Here is a 19,494-nt window from a genome sequence, read left to right on the forward strand (position 1 = left end):
ATGACAGATGACAGATGACCGTCATCTGTCATCTGTCATCTTACCTGGTATCGACGCAATCAACCTCCTCGTATATTCTTCCTTAGGCCGGAGATATACTTCCTCGGCTTCGCCTGCTTCAATAATTTTTCCCTGGTGCATCACCAATATGCGGTCACTCAGGTAATGGACCACCGACAGGTCATGGGAGATAAATAAGATCGTAAATCCGTATTCTTTTTTCAGGTCATTTAATAAATTAAGCACTTGTGCTTGAACACTTACATCCAGCGCGGAAACGGATTCATCACAAACCACAAAAGAAGGATTGAGTATAAGCGCCCTTGCGATTACCACCCGTTGCCGTTGCCCCCCGGAGAATTGATGCGGATAATGATCAAAATGACCTGCTGTCAATCCGGTTTTTTCCAATAACTCCACCACCTGGTCTTTACGCTGACGGGCGTTATGTCCGGGCTGGTGGACTTTTAACGGTTCCATCAATGCATCTCCAATACGAAGGCGTGGGTTGAGTGATCCATAGGGGTCCTGGAATACCAATTGCATATCCTTTCGATAGGGAAGCAATTCCTTTCTTTTTAACTGCATCAGGTCCTTTCCCTGATAGATGATCTGTCCTGCGGTGGGTTCGATCAATCGCAACAGGGTCCTGCCCAGGGTTGTTTTCCCGCAACCGGATTCACCCACCAATCCCAAGGTTTCTCCTTTTCGCAGGTCAAAACTCACCCCGTCCACTGCTTTGATCGTTTTTTGTTTTTTGGTAAACAGACCACCACTTTGCCGGAAATGGACCTCCAGGTTTTTTACTTCAAGCAACAGATCGGTCGAAACAAAAGGAGCAGTTATTTGAGTGGGTGTTTCTGTGTTAAATGCTGAAAGACCAGAAAGAAAATCACTCACTACCGGCAATCGTTTTCCTTTGGGATGATTGACCGGCCGGCAGGCCAGTAGTCCCTTGGTATAAGGATGTTGGGGATCGGCGAACAGGGTAGCCGTCTTGTTTTCTTCAACGATCTTTCCTTTGTACATCACGAGACAACGATCCGCGATCTCTGCCACCACACCCAGGTCATGCGTAATAAAGATGACCGCCATTCCTGTCTCCTGCTGTAATTCCCGGATCAGGTCAAGTATGGCTTTCTGTACCGTCACATCCAGGGCTGTGGTAGGTTCATCACAGATCAGTAAAGAAGGATTGCCACACATGGCCATCGCGATCATGACCCGTTGTTTTTGACCCCCGCTCAATTCGTGCGGGTATCGATCATACAGCGACACAGGGTCGGGGAGTTTGACGCGTTCGAGCCAATGGATCGCTTTTTCTTTGGCTTCTTTATTTGAAACGTTGTAATGCGTTTGAATGGCTTCGGTGATCTGGTGTCCACAGGTAAAAACCGGATTGAGTGAACTCATCGGTTCCTGAAAGATCATTCCGATACGGCCACCCCGCACCGACCGCATGGTTTGCTTATCGGCGGTCAGGAGGTCAATGGATTCATGTTGATCAGGAGAAAAAATAATTTGCCCTTGTGTGATACGCGCCGGTGGTACAGGCAACAATCTAAGGATGGAAAGGGCCGTAACTGATTTTCCTGAACCCGATTCACCCACAATGGCCAATACTTCGCCCGGTGAAAGGACAAAGGAAATATCCTGTAAAACGGTCTTGTCACCGGTTTCTGTGGCAAAGGCCACAGCCAGGTTATTTACCTGAAGTACCGGTTGGCTCATGATCAGAATTTCAGGTGGCGAACGGTCAGTCCGTCATTGATCAATTGTTTCAGGGAATCGATCCCGATCTTGAGATGGGTCTCCACGTATTGTGCGGTGACATTCTTATCACTCTCCTCTGTTTTTACTCCTTCGGGGATCATGGGTTGATCACTCACCAGGAGAAGCGCACCCGTTGGGATTTTATTATAAAAACCAACGGTAAAGATCGTGGCGGTTTCCATGTCAATGGCATAAGCGCGGATCTGGGTCAGGTACATTTTAAATTTCTTATCGTGTTCCCATACCCGACGGTTGGTGGTATATACAGTACCTGTCCAATAGTCCACTTTATTATCCCGTATGGTGGTGGATACAGCTTTTTGCAGGGCGAAAGCAGGGAGGGCGGGTACTTCGGAAGGGAAATAGTCATTCGAGGTACCTTCACCACGTATCGCGGCGATGGGGAGTATGAGGTCGCCAAGTTTATTTCTTTTTTTCAACCCTCCGCATTTTCCTAAAAACAATACGGCACTGGGTTTGATCGCTGTGAGAAGATCCATGATGGTGGCGGCAGTGGGGCTTCCCATACCAAAGTTGATGATTGTGATACCATCGGCGGTGGCGCATTGCATAGGTCTGTCACGGCCGATTACTTCCACTTTGTGCCAATCGGCAAACATGGTAACATAGTTCCCGAAATTGGTCAGGAGGATGTATTTCCCAAAATTCTCCAGCTTTTCACCGGTGTAGCGGGGTAACCAGTTGTTGACAATGGCTTCTTTGGTCTTCATGTGTGGGAGGTTTATGCAAAGATTGGGAATTTATTTAAATATATCCGTTTCTCGCAGCGATCGCTGTGTTTTCCACTGCGGATGCGGCAAGTAACAATTAAAAAGAGGGGAGGGCAGATAATTCTACAAGTTCGGTTGTTTCCTTTCGCCAGGCGCGTGTATAATCGCCATTTGTGATGACGAGGTAGGTGACGGGAATAGAAACATGATAGCGGAGAATCTGGTCAAAGACCTTTTCGGCCAGGGGTTCTGTCTGGGCTTTGCATTCCACCATCATCCAGGGTTGATGGTCCTTATCGTACACGAGAATATCAAACCGCTTGTTCAATTCGCCAAGCTTCATTTGTTTTTCCACGGCGATCAATGCTTCGGGGAATTGCAGGGTTTGAACCAGGTATTGAATAAAATTCTGTCGGACCCACTCCTCCGGTGTGAGTACCACCCATTGTTTCCTCAGCGGATCAAAGAGTTGATCACGACCCTGTTCTTTGCGAATGCGAAAGTTTGGGGAAGGGAAAGAGATTTTGATCATATATTAAAATTTACCGCAAGGGCGCAAGGGCGCGAAGTTCACCGCAGAGAACAAGAGAACGCAGAGTTACGCAGAGTGATTAAAGATTCTTGACATGGTATTTAAATACCTGTGTTTACTTTGGAATTAGATTAATTATTAAAAAAACCAAAATAAATAAGAGAGTATCACTCTGCGTAACTCTGCGTTCTCTTGTTCTCTGCGGTGAACTTTGCGCCCTTGCGGTTAAACAACTTACACACAAATCTTAAGGGAAGATACCTAACTCCACATAACTCGTAGCCACCTTATTGATCGCAACAACGTAGGCGGCAGTACGCATATCCGGGATATCGTGATTTGCTTTCCAGGTATCCATTACTTCGCGGGTGGCGTTGATCATGGTTTCTTCCAGGCCGCTATGAACCAGGGAAACTTCATCAGGCCCATGCATGATAAACTCTCTTTCGCTGGGGGATACCTGTTTTCCGGTCAGCACTTCCATTTGGCTGAGGATATGGCTGTTGAGGTTTTCGGTAAAGCGTTTTTCCAGACGGCCATAGCGTACATGGCTCAGGTTCTTTAACCATTCAAAATAGGAAACGGTCACCCCGCCGGCATTGAGGAACATATCGGGAATGACAAGGGTTCCTTTTTTGATCAGCACTTCATCCGCTTCGGGAGTGATAGGTCCGTTGGCGGCTTCTCCAATGATCTTTGCCTTGATGCGGTCCGCATTGCTGGCATTGATCACATTCTCCAGGGCTGCGGGGATCAGGATATCACATTCCAGTTCCAGTGCTTCCAGGCTCTTCTCGATATTATTTGCGCCGGGATAGTTGAGAATCGACCCCGTCGTTTTTCTATGTTGAAATACAGCATCTACATCCAGACCATCTTCGTTGTGAATGGCCCCTTCATATTCGGCGATGGCGGTTACCTTGGCACCGGCCTTTTGAAAATAATAACCAGAATGGTAACCCACATTACCCAAACCCTGAACGATAACACGTTTTCCTAATAATCCTGTAGTCAGCCCCAGGTTCTTCATGACATCCTCCATACCACACACTTCACGCACGCCATAGAATACACCGAGGCCGGTGGCTTCACGGCGTCCACGCACCCCGCCTTGTGAAACTGGTTTACCTGTAACACAACCCAACCCATCGATCTCTCCGGGTTTCAAAGTGGTATAGGTATCTACGATCCAGGCCATTTCACGTTCGCCCGTTCCGTAATCAGGTGCAGGTACATCTGTACCGGGTCCGATAAAATTCTTTTTTACCAACTCGGAGGTATAACGACGGGTGATCTTTTCCAGTTCATAAGGAGAATACTTCCGGGGATTGATCTTGATACCGCCTTTACCACCTCCAAAAGGAACGTTAACGATAGCGCATTTATAGGTCATCAGCGAAGCAAGGGCCATCACCTCATCCTGGTTTACCTCGGCGGCAAAACGGATACCCCCTTTACAGGGCGCTTTGTGATGGGAGTGTTGTACCCGGTATGCTTCGATCACTTCTATCCGGCCATCATCCATCTTTACCGGAAATCGCATCCGGTAAACGGCATTACAGGCTTTGATCTGTTCCAGAATCCCTTTGTCCCATTTGGTGAACTTGGCTGCTTTGTCAAAACTTTTACATACGTCGCCGAAAAAACTGTAATCGGTATTTGCTGACATGTGTTGTGATTTTTAAATGATATGATATGGCAAGTGTTTGCTTATTTTTCTTTTTCCAGCCTGGAAATTTTCCGGTCGATACGCACCAGATAGAGGACAAGTCCGAGCAGGATGGTCAGGATCACGGCGACCACGACATATATTTTTCCATTGCTGCGCATCAGGTCAGCCATTTCGGCCTGGCCATTGGCATCGGTCTGTGCAAACAGACCGGTAGCAAGCAAGAAGGTCAGGAGTAAAGTGAGTATTCTGCGTATCATGGGTTCAAAATTGATTTGTCTTTAATATAACGTATCCGGATCTTGATAGTCGTGATCCAAACAGCCAGAAGGGTCCAACCCGCGATAGCCGGATAAAAGACCATGCGTAGCCTGGCATCAGCCGCTTTGAAATCAAGAGCAGGGTTTCCCTCGCTTCCGCCCGGGTGCAAACTGGGGAGAACCCTGGGGAGTATCCAAATGGAGGGAAACAACATGGCAAAAGCAAAAATGTTGTACACCGCGCTCACGCGGGCTTTTTTATCAATATCCTGAATGGAATCGCGAAGTACGAGATAAGCGAAATAGATCAGCAGGGCGATAGCGGCACCGATCAGTTTCGGTTCTTTGGCAATGATGCTAAACGTGATATTGGGGATATTGGGGTCGGCCCAGGTATAATTCATCCAGATGGCCCCGGTGGCATAACCCAGGATACCGAGAATGATTCCCACGACGGCATATTCCCGGCTGCAAATATCCGAGCGCAGATCACCCGTACGCAGGTATTTGATGGCGTGTACCACGGAAATGATGAAGAGTATCATCATGGCAAACCACATACAGACATGGAAATACAGATTGCGGATGGTTTCTTCCAATTGAGGGAGGCGGGGCACTTCTCCTAATATTCCAACCGTGAAGGTATAGACCAGGAGAAGTACACTAGCTATTTTCCACCAGGATCTTCGCATAAAGAAAAATTGGTAAAGGTCGACAATGCCGCGCGGGTTTTAGCGGTATTGGGCCTGCAATCGTTGCGCAAATTTAGGGTAATTAGGTTTTTTGGAGTAAGAATTCGTTTTTTTGGATGGTGGATGTTGGATGCTGGATGTTGGATGATGGATGTTGGAGGACTAATGACCAAAGTTGGAAAGCCGGACTTCGGACCCCGGTCCCCCGTCATCCAACATCCATCATCCAACATCCAACATCCCGCCCCTAATCCTTCCACAAAAACGGAAAAAGAATCACCGCCAGCACAATGATCAGCGCATCCAGTGCCAATAAAAGAAGGATGACATTAACGGGCATGGAACCGGTAAGTGTAAACACGGAGCGGGACAGTCGCATCAGCAGGATCAACTGGGGAATGATAATGGGGAAACCCAAAATGGCCATGATGGCCGCGTTTTGCTGGGCCTTGGCCGCTATCGCTGCCAAAAAAGTAAATACCAGCGACAGGCTCCAACTCCCGATCAATACCAGTCCGACAAAAGGCCCCATTTTTTGCACGGGATTATCCAGAAAAAGCACAAAAAGAAGCAGGCTGAGCAGGCTCATCAAAACCATCAGCAGGGTATTGAAGAAAAGTTTGGAAAGAACAAAGGCCGAAGGGGGTATAATGGAATAAAAATAGAGCATACGGCCCCGGCTTTCCTGCAAGAAACTCTTGGCCACCGCATTGATACAGATAAACAACTGTATCACCCAGAAAAGTCCGTTCCAGACCCGGCTTTCGGGGGTTTCCAACGCCATGTACAATACAAAAGTGGTGGAACCGATGTATAGTAAGATTCCATAAAAGCTATACTGTTGCCGGATCTCCAATAAGAGGTCCTTGCGAAAGAGGGTCCATATTTGTCGCAGGAGTGTCATTAGCGTTCCAGGCTATAACAATGACGGCAAAGGGGTTCGTACACATCCTTTTCACCCAGCATCACCTGGTCATCGTTGGGGATTTTGCGGTATGAGTAACTGGCGATATTGCCACAACGCATGCAGATAGCATGTAGTTTCGTCACGTAATCCGCCTTGGCCATCAGGAAAGGCATTTGCCCGAAGGGCTTACCCATATAATCCATGTCCAGTCCGGCTACGATCACCCGGATACCCCGGAAGGCCAACTCATCACAGACCTCAGCGATCTCGGGATCAAAGAACTGGGCTTCGTCAATACCCACCACATCTACGGTTTGGGCAAGTAGGAGTATTTTTTGAGAATTGTCAACAGGCGTGGAGAGAATGGCATTTTCATCATGCGAAACGATCTTTTCTTCATCATACCGGGTATCGATCCCGGGTTTGAAGATCTCCACTTTTTGGTTGGCGATGCGGGCCCTTTTCAGTCGGCGGATCAATTCCTCCGTCTTTCCCGAAAACATCGACCCGCAGATCACTTCGATCCAGCCTCTTTTTTCCCCATGAATGCGCGGTTCGATAAACATTGTTAATATTTTGGTACCAATGCCCCAATTATGGCGTCATTGGCAAACAGTTTGTAACTTTCAGCGAAACGCTCAAAAGTAAGGGAAATCTCATGGAAAGAATCAAGGCACTTATTGATAAATTGAAGCAACAGGCTGACCAGCAGGCTGATGCCGGCCAAATGCTCCTGACGGTACAGTCACTACAACAAGCCCTGCAACAGGTACAGGCCCAAAAGGGAAGAACCCTTGGTACCTCCAAAGTAGCAGTGGTTTATCCCGCCTCCGGTGCGCGCATGGCCATGGTACAGGTAGAAGAGGAAATTGTCATCGAAGAAAAAAAGATCGAAGCACCGGTAGCCCCGCCCGCTTATAGCTATGATCCCATACTGGAAATACCTACATTGACCCATCAAAAAACTTCCAGGGAGATCAATGAAGCCCTGGCAGAACAAAATACTTCCATCAACGACCGGTTGAGTGTACCAAAAAGCGAAGTGGGCGGTACCCTTATCGGCGACCCGGTACAGGACCTGCGCAAAGCCATTGGGATCAATGACCGGTTTACATTTATCAGTGAACTATTTCGGGGAGATGAGGCCATGTATGAAAGAAGCCTGAAGACCATCAATAATTTCGGGGTCCACTCCGAAGCCGAATATTGGATCAGCCGCGAATTGGAAATCAAACTCGGTTGGGATGCCGGCAGCGAAACCGTTATCCATTTTTATCAGTTGGTGAAGCGGAGGTTTGGGGGGAGGTAGGGGGCGGATGACTGATGACGGATGACGGATGTTGGATGGTGGATGACAGATGACAGATGACGGATGACGGATGTTGGATGTTGGATGTTGGATGATGGATGTTGGAGTCTTGCTGTGTGAGACCTCTGGTCTCGCACGATTGTCTTGTCGCCTCTGGCGACTCGATTTCAGATCATTTAAATTTATTCTTACTATTTATATGTCGCCAGAGGCGACGGGAGAAAAGTGCGAGACCGGAGGTCTCGCACAGCAAGATTCCAACATCCAACATCCAACATCCAACATCCGTCATCTGTCATCTGTCATCCTTCATCTGCCATCCCTGATCTCCACCCCCCCAATATCCCCTCCGTCGCGCCACGACCCATTTTTACATACTCCGAAGCCTGTTGCGCCGCAACTTTTCGCGCTTGTTCATCATTAAATAAGCCATCCAACACTTGCTTCATCTCCTCTTTATTTTTCACCACAAATCCTGCCCCGCATTTCACCAATTCCACTGCTTCCCGAAAGCGCTGATAATTTGGCCCAAATAAAACCGGCACTCCATACACCGCTGCTTCCAGTGTATTGTGGATGCCGCTCCCAAATCCCCCACCGATATAACTGACGGTGGCCACCCGGTACAAGGAAGATAACATGCCAATATTGTCAATGATCAGTACCCGGGCTGAAGTTCCTTCGGTGTACCGCGAATAGCGTATGGTAGAGGGGAGGAGATCTTCTAATTCGGTCAGGTGTTTATCACTGATCTCATGCGGGGCGATTACGCATTTTATTTCCGGGAAATGCGACAATGCATCACTCAGTACGGCTTCATCTGCGGGCCAGGTACTTCCGGCTACCAACACGGTGTGACCATCACTAAAAGCCTGAACGATCGCGGGTACTACAGATCCTTCTGCGATCTCCACCACCCGGTCAAACCGGGTATCACCTGCAATGGACACTGGCAATCCCGGGATATGTTTTTCCAACAGATCAAACGAGGCTTTGTCCTGAACAAACAGGCGCGTGAAAAATCCCAGCATTTGCCGGTGAAGACCGCCATACCATTTGAAAAATGGTTGGGCCGGACGAAAAATGGCGGAAAAAATATACAAGGGAATCTGCCGGTCATGGCAGCCCTTGAGATAATAAAACCAGTAATCGTATTTTACAAAGAAGACCTTTTCCGGCTTTACCAGATCGAGGAATCGCCTGGCATTGGCGGGTCCATCAAGCGGGAGATAGGTCACCAGGTCTGCCCCGGGATAATTTTTTCGCTGCTCATACCCGGAAGGAGAGAAGAAACTTAGCAGGAGGCGATGGTTCGGATATTGTTTTCTGAGTTGCTCCAATACCGGCCGCCCCTGTTCAAATTCTCCCAAGGAGGAGCAATGCATCCATATCCATTTGTCCTTCTCTCCAATGGCTTTTCCCAGTTTTTCCCAAATGCCTTTTCGGCCTTCCACCCATAACCGGGCCTTGGTATTAAAGGGCGCTACCAGACGGACAGCGGCCTGGTAAAGAAAAAGGGCGATATGGTAGAAAAACAGGGACAAAAAGGACGTTTTATATTGATGAAGTAACAAAAATAGGTTGGGGGATGGTATTTGGATCTCAAAACTTGTCTATTAATTGTTTTGAACCACAGAGACACAGAGGATTATTGGTTATTTAGTCTGGTTTTTTGCATAATTCCCCGATAACATAATCGGATAACCCCCCAGCCAATAACCAATGATTATAAATTATTAATCAATATTCCTCTGTGTCTCTGTAGTTAATTAATACCTGCCTCAGCATATTGCCTCCTTGTTAATTCCCGCCCTAAACATGAAAACCAGCCATATTTTACTATTTTTGCGCCAGTTTTAGAGTGGCTTTTGCTTTTTTATGTAATTATAAATCAAAGCTTACCTGCATGATTCGGGTAAAAGCCAATTAAATCCGACACTATGCGCCCGATACAAATGGTCGACCTGAAACAGCAGTACCACAAGATCAAATCTGAAGTGGATGCCGCTGTGATCGCTGTGCTGGAAAGTTCCGCCTTTATCAACGGTAAACCGGTACAGGATTTTGCCAGTCAACTGGCTGCCTACACCGGGGCCAGGCATGTGATTCCCTGCGCCAATGGGACCGATGCCCTCCAGATCGCCATGATGGCGCTTGACCTCAAACCCGGTGACGAGGTCATTACCCCTTCCTTTACTTACATCGCCACAACTGAGGTCATAGCCCTGTTGCGTTTGACACCCGTATTTGTGGAAGTCGACCCCAAGACCTTTTGCATGGATCCCGTTTCGCTGGAAAAGGCGATCACCCCACGCACCAAGGCCATTGTACCCGTTCACCTGTATGGACATGCGGCACCCATGGAAGAGATCCTGGCCATTGCTGAAAAATACAACCTGTATGTGATCGAAGACAATGCCCAGGCCATCGGGGGATCCTATACATTCTCTCATGGAGCGGTTAAAAAAACCGGTACCATCGGAGATATTGGCACCACCTCCTTTTTCCCCTCCAAAAACCTGGGTGGGTATGGAGACGGAGGCGCCATCTTTACCCATGATGATAAGCTTGCCGAACAAATGCGGATGATCGCCAATCATGGGCAGAGTAAACGTTATTATCATGACCGGGTTGGATGTAATAGCCGGCTGGATACGCTGCAAGCCGCCATTTTGAACATCAAATTGCAGCACCTTGACGAGTATATCCAGGCCCGCAGAGCGGCAGCCGATTGGTATGATAAAGCCTTTGCCGGTAATCCCCATATCACGGTGCCTTACCGGGCACCCTGGAGTGAACATGTCTTTCACCAATATACCCTGATCCTGGATGGCGTGGACCGCGATGGATTGAACCGCTACCTTGCGGAAAAGTCCATTCCCTCGATGATCTATTATCCGGTTCCCGGACATAAGCAAAAAATGTTTGATGCGTTCCATACTACAGGGGTGTCTTTGCCCGTTACTGACTGGCTTACGGAGAGGGTCATTTCCTTACCGATACACACCGAACTGGATGAAGAACAACTCACTTATATAACAACCACCGTACTTGAATACATTAACCAAAACCCCTGATCGTACATGAAAATCGCAGTTGTAGGCACCGGTTATGTCGGACTCGTGACCGGAACATGCTTTGCTGAAACTGGTAACACCGTTACCTGTGTTGACATCGACAAAGCCAAAGTGGAGAAACTTTCCAATGGACAGATCACCATCTATGAACCTGGTCTGGAAAAGCTCTTTATCCGTAACCTTCGTGAAGAACGCCTCCATTTTACCACCAACCTGGAGGAAGGGATCAAAGACGCACAGATCATTTTCCTTGCCCTGCCAACCCCTCCCGGAGAAGATGGCTCGGCCGACCTTAAATATATCTTGGGTGTAGCCAAAGATCTTGGTCATATACTGAAAGATTATAAAGTGATTGTGGACAAGAGCACGGTTCCTGTAGGAACGGCAGAAAAAGTGCATGCCGCGATCGCCGCCAATTGCAAGGTGGAATTTGATGTGGTATCCAACCCCGAGTTCTTACGTGAAGGGGTAGCCGTAGATGATTTCATGAAACCCGACCGTGTTGTGATCGGCACCAGCTCTGAACGGGCGAAAAAACTCATGGGTGAACTCTATGCGCCATTTGTGCGCCAGGGCAACCCCGTGATCTATATGGATGAACGTTCCGCCGAATTGACCAAATATGCCGCCAATTCATTCCTGGCCACCAAGATCTCTTTCATGAACGAGATCGCCCTGCTTTGCGAAAGGCTGGGTGCCGATGTGGACATGGTACGTTTGGGTATTGGTACAGACCTGCGTATCGGAAAACGCTTTCTCTTCCCGGGTATCGGGTATGGGGGTAGCTGTTTCCCTAAAGATGTTCAGGCCCTGGTGAAATCCTCCAAAGAAGTGGATTATGATTTCCGTATCCTGAATGCGGTAATGGATGTGAATGAGAAGCAGAAGCTTCACCTCATGCCAAAAGTAAAAGACTATTTCAAAGGCAATCTGAAAGGCAAACATTTTGCCTTGTGGGGATTGGCCTTCAAACCAAATACAGACGATATTCGCGAGGCTCCGGCTTTATACATGATCGATTACCTCCTCAATGAAGGAGCAACGGTCACTGCCTTTGACCCCGAAGCAATGAAGAATGTGAAGCAATTGCTGGGGGATAAGATCAATTTCGCCGAAAGCCAATATGAGTGTCTCGATGGTGCTGATGGCTTGATCATCGCCACAGAATGGAATGAATTCAGGACCCCTGATTTCCTGAAGATCGTTTCCAGTCTGAAGAACAAAGTGATCTTTGATGGCCGTAACCTCTTTGATGTAACGGCTATTAGTCAACTCGGTTTTCATTATGAGAGTGTGGGAAGAGGCGTATCCAAATAAACCAAAACAACATGGAAAGAAAAAGGGTATTAGTGACCGGCGCTGCCGGATTCCTCGGATCGCACCTTTGTGACCGCGCTATCAAAGAAGGCTATCATGTCATTGGCATGGATAACCTGATCACCGGTGATCTCCGGAATATAGAACACCTGTTTAAACTGGAGCAGTTTGAGTTTTACCATCATGATGTAACCAAATTCATTCATGTCCCCGGTAAACTCGATTATATCCTGCACTTTGCTTCACCCGCCAGTCCCATAGATTATTTAAAGATCCCCATCCAAACCCTGAAGGTTGGCGCCATGGGTACCCATAACTGTCTCGGTCTGGCAAAAGCCAAGGGCGCACGAATCCTGGTAGCCTCTACCAGTGAGGTATATGGCGACCCCCTGGTACACCCGCAAACCGAAGAGTATTGGGGTAATGTGAACCCTGTTGGCCCCAGAGGGGTGTACGATGAGGCCAAGCGTTATCTCGAATCGATCACCATGGCCTATCACACATTTCATGGGGTGGAGACCCGGATCATCCGGATCTTTAATACCTATGGACCCAGGATGCGGTTGAATGATGGTCGTGCGTTGCCTGCTTTTATCGGACAGGCCCTGCGTGGAGAAGACCTCACCGTTTTTGGTGATGGATCACAAACCCGTAGTTTCTGTTTTGTGGATGATCTCGTGGACGGAATTTACAAACTCCTGATGAGTGATTACGTGAAACCCGTGAACATTGGGAACCCTGATGAGATATCCCTGAAGGATTTTGCAGAGGAAGTACTGAAGCTTACCGGAAACAAAGTGAAGATCGTATATAAACCATTGCCGGTGGACGATCCCAAGCAGCGTAAACCCGATATCACCAAGGCCAGAGAGATACTCGGATGGTCACCCAAGGTCAATCGTTCCGAAGGATTGAAACTGACCTATGATTATTTCAAATCACTCCCACCCGAAGAGTGGGCCAAACAACCCAAAGAATTTACCAGTTCCAAATAGCCACACTTACCAACCAAAGCTACCATGTATCAGGAGTTACTCGACAAAAAGAATAAACTGGCCGTGATCGGATTGGGCTATGTCGGCCTGCCGATCGCTTTGGCCTTTGCCCGTCGTATTTCTGTAATCGGATTTGACATCAACCCTTCCCGCATCGACCTGATGAAAAAAGGGATCGACCCTTCCAATGAATTAAGTCCGGAGGAATTTGACGGATGTGATATTCAATTTACCAATAATCTGGATGATCTGCGTGAAGCCAGGTTCTTTGTTGTGGCCGTACCAACCCCTGTTGACGAACACAATGTACCTGACCTGACACCAGTAAAAAAAGCCTCTGAAACCATTGGCAAGGTGTTAAAGAAGGGTGATTATGTCGTTTTTGAATCCACTGTTTACCCCGGTTGTACAGAGGAGGATTGCCTGCCGGTGATCACCAAACTCTCGGGTCTTGAAATGGGTAAGGATTTCAAACTTGGTTATTCCCCCGAGCGGATCAACCCGGGTGATAAACAGCATACCCTGGCCAATGTGGTAAAAGTAGTGTCGGGTTGCGATAAGGAATCGCTGGATGAGATCGCTAAAGTATATGAGTTGGTTGTAAAGGCAGGGGTACACCGTGCCTCTTCGATCAAGGTGGCCGAAGCCGCCAAGATCATTGAGAATACCCAGCGCGACCTCAACATCGCCCTGATGAATGAACTCTCCATCATTTTTGATAAAATGGGGATCAATACTTACGAAGTACTCGAAGCAGCCGGCACCAAGTGGAACTTCCTGAAGTTCTATCCGGGACTGGTTGGTGGCCATTGTATCGGGGTGGATCCTTATTATCTTACCTATAAATCATCGGAACTCGGGTTCAATTCCCGGGTCATTCTGGCCGGGCGTCATACCAATGATGGCATGAGTGTCTACGTAGCACGGAAAGTGGTTCGTCATATCATTGAACATGTCAATGATGTAAAATCTGCCCGTGTATTGGTCATGGGCGCAACGTTTAAAGAGAATGTAAGCGATATACGGAATTCCAAGGTGGCTGATGTGGTTAAAGAACTGCAGTCATTTTTTGTGAATGTGGATGTTCATGATCCCCATGCTTCTTCCGACGAACTGCTGCATGAATACGGATTCGGGTTGGCCGATAAAAAAGGAAATGATTATGATGCGGTGATCGTGGCTGTTTCCCATTCCGAGTATTCCGATTATGATGATGCTTACTTTGCTTCGATCACCAAACCCCATGCGGTCATTTATGACCTGAAGGGAAATTATCGCAATAAAATCAGCAGCCGCCCATACCGGAGTTTATAATATGCCATTTGTAAAAACGGATTTTGAAGGATTGATCTTATTTGAACCGGAAGTCATGCAAGACAGCCGGGGCTGGTTCTTTGAGTCCTATAATCAACGAAAATTCCGTATGGCCGGTATATTCAACCGGTTTGTACAGGATAACCAATCCTTTTCCCGTTACGGGGTGATCCGCGGGCTGCATTATCAACTTCCTCCTTTTGCCCAGGCCAAATTGGTCAAGGTGATTCGCGGTGTTATTTATGATGTTGTGGTTGACATTCGGAAAGGTTCACCTACCTATCAACAGGTTTATGCCATTGAGTTGAGTGCCGACAATCGAAGGCAATTGTTCATTCCGGCCGGTTTTGCCCATGGCTTCTCTGTATTAAGTGAAGAAGCAGAGGTAATGTATAAATGTGACCATTTTTACAATAAACGGTCCGAAGCTGGTATTCTTTACAATGACCCAGCCCTGGGCATTGACTGGAAGATCCCCGCAGGAAAGGAGATCATTTCGGATAAAGACAAACAATTGCCGACCTTTGCGGTGTGCCGGAATGAGTTTCAATTTTAATTCTATCGGGAATGTCAAGCCTCCCCCACATACTAGTGACCGGGGCCAATGGCCAATTGGGTAAGGAATTACGGGCGATCGCCACTTCTTTTCCTGACTTTGAATTTGTATTTCTCTCCCGGGAGGATCTGCCCATTCATCATTTTCCCCTGGTTCGAAATTTCTTTCATACCCTTAAGCCCGCCTATTGCATTAATGCCGCTGCTTATACGGCCGTTGACCGTGCGGAGCAGGAAAAGGAACTGGCCTTTCAGGTCAATGCCGAAGCGGTAGGCGTATTAGCAGAGGTTTGCCGGGAATATAGCACCCACTTTATCCATATTTCCACGGATTATGTTTTCAATGGGAAAGGCAATAGCCCCTATCTTCCGGATGACCCCAACGATCCGCAAAGTGTATACGGTGCTTCCAAACAAAAAGGGGAGGAGCTGGCCATAAAAAATAATCCGGACTCCATCATTCTTCGGACCTCCTGGGTCTATTCTGAGTTTGGGAAGAATTTTGTTAAGACGATGATCCAACTCATGAAAGAACGGGAATCCATCTCTGTAGTGAGTGATCAAATTGGTTCACCTACCTATGCCGCTGATCTGGCGGAAGCCATGTTGAACATCATTCGGCAGACCGAAAGGAATAAAAAAAATTGGCACCCCGGTATTTATCATTTCAGTAATGAAGGCGTGCTCAGTTGGTATGATTTTGCCGTGGCGATACGCGATCATATTGGAAGCAACTGTAAGGTACAGCCTATACCTACCTCTGCCTATCCAACTCCTGCGGCAAGACCCGCCTATTCCGTACTGGATAAAACCTCTTTTGTGAAAGGGTTTGGAATTTCTTTAAAGCCCTGGAAGGAGAGTTTGAAGCAATGTTTGAATAATATAACAGCTAAAGGCTAAAAGCCTTTCCTACACCCGCAACACGGCTCCATCCGGATGAACCGGATTGATCAGCAGCTCCTGTCTTTTCGAGTCTATGATCACATCGAGTTCCTCCAAGGGAATAGCACCTAAAAGAGGCTCCGCTTCTCCGGGAAGAACAATTGCATTACAAATGGCCATCCGATTTTCAAAACGTACCTCGACTGGTCCGGCAATCGGTAATTTAACCCAGCGACCGTCTCCCAATTCCACCCACCTTTCCTCCAGAATGGGAAGGTCCAGTATCTCCCGTACAGATTCATTAATACACATTTGATAAGCGCCGGTATCAACAAGAATACGAAGATTAATATGCCTGACCTCTTCCTCCCCTTTAAGGTTTTTATTTACAAGAATCAGATCTCCATGGTTGATCAGGCGGATATCGGCATAGACAAAACCCATATTTCAATTTTTGTCAAAACTAATTTCTAATGGATGATGAAACAACCCGGTTTATGCGATTCCTGATACCAGGTTTCCAGGGTTTGTAGAAGGAGCAAAAAGAAAAACCCCACGATTGACGCGGGGTTTCGTTGACCCATAAGGATTCGAACCTTAACAGACAGAACCAAAATCTGTAGTGCTACCGTTACACCATGGGTCAATCCGATTTTGGGAGTGCAAATATAGGGATTATTCGGCATCAAGACCGCGGTTTTTAGGATTTTTTTTGATAGAAAAGCCTGAAAATCAGTGGGAGATTTGGTTTCTCGCGGCGGGCGCCAAGAGTTAGTCGGGCGCAGCGGCTGTCAAAGGATTGCCGTAGCGTTCGTTTTTTTCTTGCGTGCTCTGCGAGAAACTAAACTGCAGTCTCCCGGTCCTTTAACTCCCTTATTTTATCCAAAGCCCTTGCTACCACGTCGCACATGATGGTATACAAGGCCCCTGGTTGGTGATGGGCATAGATGTATTCCAATGCCTCATCTTCGTTGGGAATGACCATGGTCGGTACCTGGGGATTGATCTCCTGTATACCTTCCTGGAGCAGGCCGATGATCTCGTCAGCGGTACGACCCCGGAGGTTTTTATCACAACGAATGATGATCTCCTGGAAATGCCGGGCCGATATACGCCCCAGTTCCCGGATATCCTCATCACGACGGTCACCTGTTCCGGAAATCACCCCGATCTTAATGGGGTAATCCAGTTTGCTTACAAAATCACAAAGCAGGTTCAACCCATGCGGGTTATGCGCAAAATCGGCCAGCATGGTGAAATGCTTGAAGTGGAAGAAGTTCAGGCGGCCGGGGGTAAGGCTTTCTGAAGGGATAAAAGTTTGTAACCCGATCCGGATATCATCGATCGTGATATCACGGAAAAGATAGGTGGACAAAACGGCAGGTAAACAGTTATTGATATTGTGAATGGCCTTTCCATCATAGGTGATGGGAATATCCTTGGCGGCCATTACGCGGATCTTCCAGTTTCCTTTCATGATCGTAACATACCCATTCTCAAATACCGTGGCGAGGCCTCCGTCATTGCAATGCGATTTGATCCGCGGGTTATTTTCATCCATGCTAAACAACGCGATATTGCATTTCAGGTCTTTCTTCATTTTAAACACCAACTCATCATCTGCATTGAGGATAGCATAGCCATGTGGAAATACGGTTTCAGGTACCACCGCCTTTACACGCGCCATTTGTTCCACATTGTATATACCTCCCAGACCGATATGGTCTTCCGCGACATTGGTAACAACAGCTACCTCACAATTTTGAAAGGCCAATCCGGATTTCAGGATCCCTCCGCGGGCACATTCCAATACGGCAAAATCCACGGTGGGATCTTTGAGCACAAATTGCGAGGAGATCGGTCCGGTACAATCCCCTTTCATCATTAACTGATTCTGGATATACACCCCGTCACTGGTGGTGTACCCCACTTTTTTACCCGCCGATTTTGCAATATGTGCGGTCAGGCGTGTAGTGGTGGTCTTACCATTGGTACCTGTGATAGCGATGATCGGGATACGTCCCACACTTCCTTTTGGAAACAACATGTCCACCACCGGCTCAGCCACATTGCGGGGCAACCCTTCTGCAGGCTCGATGTGCATCCGGAAACCCGGTGCGGCATTGACCTCCAGGATCGCTCCTCCGTTTTCGGTAACGGGGGTACGCAGATCGGTGGTCATGATATCAATGCCACAGATATCGAGACCGATGATCTTGGCAATGCGTTCAAACATGAAAATATTGGCCGGATGGACCTCGTCTGTCACATCAGTGGATGTACCCCCGGTAGAGAGATTGGCGGTAGGTTTAAGCAAGACCCTTTCCCCTTTTTTGGGTATGGTGGAAAGGGTATATCCTGCATCATCGAGCATTTTTTGGGTAAACTGATCGATCGTGATCTGTGTCAGTACTTTTTCATGGCCATACCCACGGCGTGGGTCCTTGTTGGTCTCTTCGATCAGCCATTCAATATTGTGTTCGCCATCACCCACCACGGAAGCAGGGGTACGTAGCGCGGCGCAAACAAATTTATAATTGATCACGAGGGCCCTGAAATCATATCCCGTGATAAATCGTTCTACGATCACACTACGGCTATAATGTTTAGCGGCTTCAAATGCCCGTTGGGCTTGTTCACGGGTGGTGATATTGGTGGTATTTCCTTTTCCATGGTTGCCATCGATCGGTTTAATGACCAATGGGTAACCAAATTTTTCTATGGCTTCTTCCAAACCTGCTTCCGTACGGATAACGGTGCCCCGGGGTACGGGTATCTCTGCCGCCTCAAGCAACATTTTGGTCTCTTCCTTATCACAGGCGATATCAACGGCTATATTCGAGGTAGTGGAAGCAATGGTGGCGCGAATACGTTTTTGATGGACACCATACCCGAGCTGAACAAGGCTTTGCTTGTTCAATCGTATATAAGGGATGCCCCGTTTGGCGGCTTCATCCACAATACATCCGGTGGAAGGGCCAAGCCGGGTATCCTCTCGTATCTCCCGAAGTTTTTGGATATCCTCTCCCAGATCATAGGCCGCATTTTCTACCAATGATTGCGCGATCCGAACAGCGGCTTTTGCCGCATAAACTCCGGCATCCTCTTCTATATAACTAAATACCACATAATACACTCCTTCTTTTTCTCCTTCCGGTGTACGGGTACGGCCAAAACCAGTATCCATGCCTGCAAGGGTTTGTAGTTCAAGGGCGATATGTTCGATCACATGTCCCATCCAGGTGCCTTCTTCCACCCGCTGAAAAAATCCACCGGGTTCACCCACGGAACAACGGTGTTCATACATGGTAGGGAACATTTTCTCCAGCCGGTCACGAAACCCATGAATATGATTGGTGGGTTGTTGCTCAAGCTCTTCCAGGTCGAGCTTCATTTGGATCAATTTCGGACGACGAATGCTCCAGTAGTTAGGGCCTTTAAGTACTTTGATCTCGAGTATTCTCATATACAGTGGTTGGGG

The 19,494-nt window shown here is 47.7% G+C and carries 18 protein-coding genes and 1 tRNA gene; 7 read left to right on the top strand and 12 right to left on the bottom strand.

Features of this window, described 5'->3' with window-relative positions; translation table 11 throughout:
• Positions 1–21: 21 nt before the first annotated feature.
• From J0M30_07185 to J0M30_07220, 8 genes are all read right to left on the bottom strand, one after another.
• Positions 22–1,731: an ABC transporter ATP-binding protein gene (locus J0M30_07185; protein ID MBN8667276.1), complete on the bottom strand. Its 1,710-nt coding sequence runs from the start codon at positions 1,729–1,731 to the stop codon at positions 22–24.
• A 2-nt stretch (positions 1,732–1,733) separates the two neighbouring features.
• Entirely contained in the window at positions 1,734–2,504 is a 771-nt protein-coding gene (locus J0M30_07190; GenBank protein MBN8667277.1) for an AMP nucleosidase, read from the bottom strand.
• Between the two features lie 97 nt (positions 2,505–2,601).
• On the bottom strand, positions 2,602–3,036 hold the full coding sequence (locus J0M30_07195; GenBank protein MBN8667278.1) for a type I restriction enzyme HsdR N-terminal domain-containing protein: 435 nt from the start codon (positions 3,034–3,036) through the stop codon (positions 2,602–2,604).
• Between the two features lie 247 nt (positions 3,037–3,283).
• Positions 3,284–4,705, bottom strand: coding sequence for a Glu/Leu/Phe/Val dehydrogenase (locus tag J0M30_07200; GenBank protein ID MBN8667279.1), 1,422 nt, complete (start codon positions 4,703–4,705; stop codon positions 3,284–3,286).
• 41 nt (positions 4,706–4,746) lie between these two features.
• Positions 4,747–4,965, bottom strand: coding sequence for a CcmD family protein (locus J0M30_07205; protein ID MBN8667280.1), 219 nt, complete (start codon positions 4,963–4,965; stop codon positions 4,747–4,749).
• Positions 4,962–5,657 carry an ABC transporter permease gene (locus tag J0M30_07210; protein ID MBN8667281.1) on the bottom strand — a complete coding sequence of 232 codons (696 nt, stop codon included), beginning with the start codon at positions 5,655–5,657 and terminating at the stop codon, positions 4,962–4,964. Before J0M30_07210 ends, J0M30_07205 begins: the two co-directional genes overlap by 4 nt.
• A 247-nt stretch (positions 5,658–5,904) precedes the next feature.
• Complete coding sequence (locus J0M30_07215) at positions 5,905–6,561, bottom strand: heme exporter protein CcmB (protein MBN8667282.1); 657 nt, start codon at positions 6,559–6,561, stop codon at positions 5,905–5,907.
• Positions 6,561–7,130 carry a thymidine kinase gene (locus tag J0M30_07220; GenBank protein ID MBN8667283.1) on the bottom strand — a complete coding sequence of 190 codons (570 nt, stop codon included), beginning with the start codon at positions 7,128–7,130 and terminating at the stop codon, positions 6,561–6,563. The genes J0M30_07215 and J0M30_07220 overlap by 1 nt, the downstream gene beginning before the upstream one ends.
• Positions 7,131–7,222: 92 nt before the next feature.
• Between J0M30_07220 and J0M30_07225 the strand changes: the two genes are divergently transcribed.
• Complete coding sequence (locus J0M30_07225; GenBank protein MBN8667284.1) at positions 7,223–7,873, top strand: hypothetical protein; 651 nt, start codon at positions 7,223–7,225, stop codon at positions 7,871–7,873.
• Between the two features lie 302 nt (positions 7,874–8,175).
• On the opposite strand, the gene J0M30_07230 is transcribed toward J0M30_07225, so the two are convergent.
• The gene (locus tag J0M30_07230; protein MBN8667285.1) at positions 8,176–9,417 is read right to left on the bottom strand and encodes a 3-deoxy-D-manno-octulosonic acid transferase; all 1,242 of its coding nucleotides are present in this window, start codon (positions 9,415–9,417) and stop codon (positions 8,176–8,178) included.
• Positions 9,418–9,813: 396 nt separating this feature from the next.
• Here J0M30_07230 and J0M30_07235 point away from each other — a divergent pair, with 396 nt between their 5' ends.
• Genes J0M30_07235 through rfbD form a run of 6 tightly spaced genes read left to right on the top strand, consistent with a single transcriptional unit; the run spans position 9,814 to position 16,031 of the window.
• On the top strand, positions 9,814–10,950 hold the full coding sequence (locus tag J0M30_07235; GenBank protein ID MBN8667286.1) for a DegT/DnrJ/EryC1/StrS family aminotransferase: 1,137 nt from the start codon (positions 9,814–9,816) through the stop codon (positions 10,948–10,950).
• A 6-nt stretch (positions 10,951–10,956) separates the two neighbouring features.
• Positions 10,957–12,267 carry a UDP-glucose/GDP-mannose dehydrogenase family protein gene (locus J0M30_07240; protein ID MBN8667287.1) on the top strand — a complete coding sequence of 437 codons (1,311 nt, stop codon included), beginning with the start codon at positions 10,957–10,959 and terminating at the stop codon, positions 12,265–12,267.
• 11 nt (positions 12,268–12,278) lie between these two features.
• Entirely contained in the window at positions 12,279–13,262 is a 984-nt protein-coding gene (locus J0M30_07245; protein MBN8667288.1) for an SDR family oxidoreductase, read from the top strand.
• A gap of 24 nt (positions 13,263–13,286) precedes the next feature.
• The gene (locus J0M30_07250) at positions 13,287–14,576 is read left to right on the top strand and encodes a nucleotide sugar dehydrogenase (protein MBN8667289.1); all 1,290 of its coding nucleotides are present in this window, start codon (positions 13,287–13,289) and stop codon (positions 14,574–14,576) included.
• A gap of 1 nt (position 14,577) precedes the next feature.
• A complete protein-coding gene (gene rfbC, locus J0M30_07255) occupies positions 14,578–15,132 on the top strand; it encodes a dTDP-4-dehydrorhamnose 3,5-epimerase (GenBank protein ID MBN8667290.1) in 555 nt (184 codons plus the stop codon).
• 11 nt (positions 15,133–15,143) lie between these two features.
• Positions 15,144–16,031 carry a dTDP-4-dehydrorhamnose reductase gene (gene rfbD / locus J0M30_07260; GenBank protein ID MBN8667291.1) on the top strand — a complete coding sequence of 296 codons (888 nt, stop codon included), beginning with the start codon at positions 15,144–15,146 and terminating at the stop codon, positions 16,029–16,031.
• A 9-nt stretch (positions 16,032–16,040) separates the two neighbouring features.
• Here the strand turns inward: rfbD and J0M30_07265 are convergent, their stop codons facing one another.
• The 3 genes from J0M30_07265 to cphA all read right to left on the bottom strand — a co-directional run bounded on the left by J0M30_07265 (position 16,041) and on the right by cphA (position 19,479).
• Positions 16,041–16,457, bottom strand: a complete 417-nt coding sequence (locus J0M30_07265; protein MBN8667292.1) for a hypothetical protein — start codon at positions 16,455–16,457, stop codon at positions 16,041–16,043.
• 131 nt (positions 16,458–16,588) lie between these two features.
• Positions 16,589–16,659: transfer RNA gene (locus J0M30_07270), tRNA-Gln, on the bottom strand.
• A gap of 195 nt (positions 16,660–16,854) precedes the next feature.
• Positions 16,855–19,479 carry a cyanophycin synthetase gene (gene cphA / locus J0M30_07275; GenBank protein MBN8667293.1) on the bottom strand — a complete coding sequence of 875 codons (2,625 nt, stop codon included), beginning with the start codon at positions 19,477–19,479 and terminating at the stop codon, positions 16,855–16,857.
• Positions 19,480–19,494: the final 15 nt, after the last annotated feature.

Source organism: Chitinophagales bacterium, from assembly GCA_017303415.1.
Lineage (GTDB): Bacteria > Bacteroidota > Bacteroidia > Chitinophagales > Chitinophagaceae > SpSt-398.

Excerpts from the sequence above, each read along its gene's own strand:
- J0M30_07185 (MBN8667276.1), bottom strand. The coding sequence starts at position 1,731 with ATGAGCCAACCGGTACTTCAGGTAAATAACCTGGCTGTGGCCTTTGCC.
- J0M30_07190 (MBN8667277.1), bottom strand. The coding sequence starts at position 2,504 with ATGAAGACCAAAGAAGCCATTGTCAACAACTGGTTACCCCGCTACACC.
- J0M30_07195 (MBN8667278.1), bottom strand. The coding sequence starts at position 3,036 with ATGATCAAAATCTCTTTCCCTTCCCCAAACTTTCGCATTCGCAAAGAA.
- J0M30_07200 (MBN8667279.1), bottom strand. The coding sequence starts at position 4,705 with ATGTCAGCAAATACCGATTACAGTTTTTTCGGCGACGTATGTAAAAGT.
- J0M30_07205 (MBN8667280.1), bottom strand. The coding sequence starts at position 4,965 with ATGATACGCAGAATACTCACTTTACTCCTGACCTTCTTGCTTGCTACC.
- J0M30_07210 (MBN8667281.1), bottom strand. The coding sequence starts at position 5,657 with ATGCGAAGATCCTGGTGGAAAATAGCTAGTGTACTTCTCCTGGTCTAT.
- J0M30_07215 (MBN8667282.1), bottom strand. The coding sequence starts at position 6,561 with ATGACACTCCTGCGACAAATATGGACCCTCTTTCGCAAGGACCTCTTA.
- J0M30_07220 (MBN8667283.1), bottom strand. The coding sequence starts at position 7,130 with ATGTTTATCGAACCGCGCATTCATGGGGAAAAAAGAGGCTGGATCGAA.
- J0M30_07225 (MBN8667284.1), top strand. The coding sequence starts at position 7,223 with ATGGAAAGAATCAAGGCACTTATTGATAAATTGAAGCAACAGGCTGAC.
- J0M30_07235 (MBN8667286.1), top strand. The coding sequence starts at position 9,814 with ATGCGCCCGATACAAATGGTCGACCTGAAACAGCAGTACCACAAGATC.
- J0M30_07240 (MBN8667287.1), top strand. The coding sequence starts at position 10,957 with ATGAAAATCGCAGTTGTAGGCACCGGTTATGTCGGACTCGTGACCGGA.
- J0M30_07245 (MBN8667288.1), top strand. The coding sequence starts at position 12,279 with ATGGAAAGAAAAAGGGTATTAGTGACCGGCGCTGCCGGATTCCTCGGA.
- J0M30_07250 (MBN8667289.1), top strand. The coding sequence starts at position 13,287 with ATGTATCAGGAGTTACTCGACAAAAAGAATAAACTGGCCGTGATCGGA.
- rfbC (MBN8667290.1), top strand. The coding sequence starts at position 14,578 with ATGCCATTTGTAAAAACGGATTTTGAAGGATTGATCTTATTTGAACCG.
- rfbD (MBN8667291.1), top strand. The coding sequence starts at position 15,144 with ATGTCAAGCCTCCCCCACATACTAGTGACCGGGGCCAATGGCCAATTG.
- J0M30_07265 (MBN8667292.1), bottom strand. The coding sequence starts at position 16,457 with ATGGGTTTTGTCTATGCCGATATCCGCCTGATCAACCATGGAGATCTG.
- cphA (MBN8667293.1), bottom strand. The coding sequence starts at position 19,479 with ATGAGAATACTCGAGATCAAAGTACTTAAAGGCCCTAACTACTGGAGC.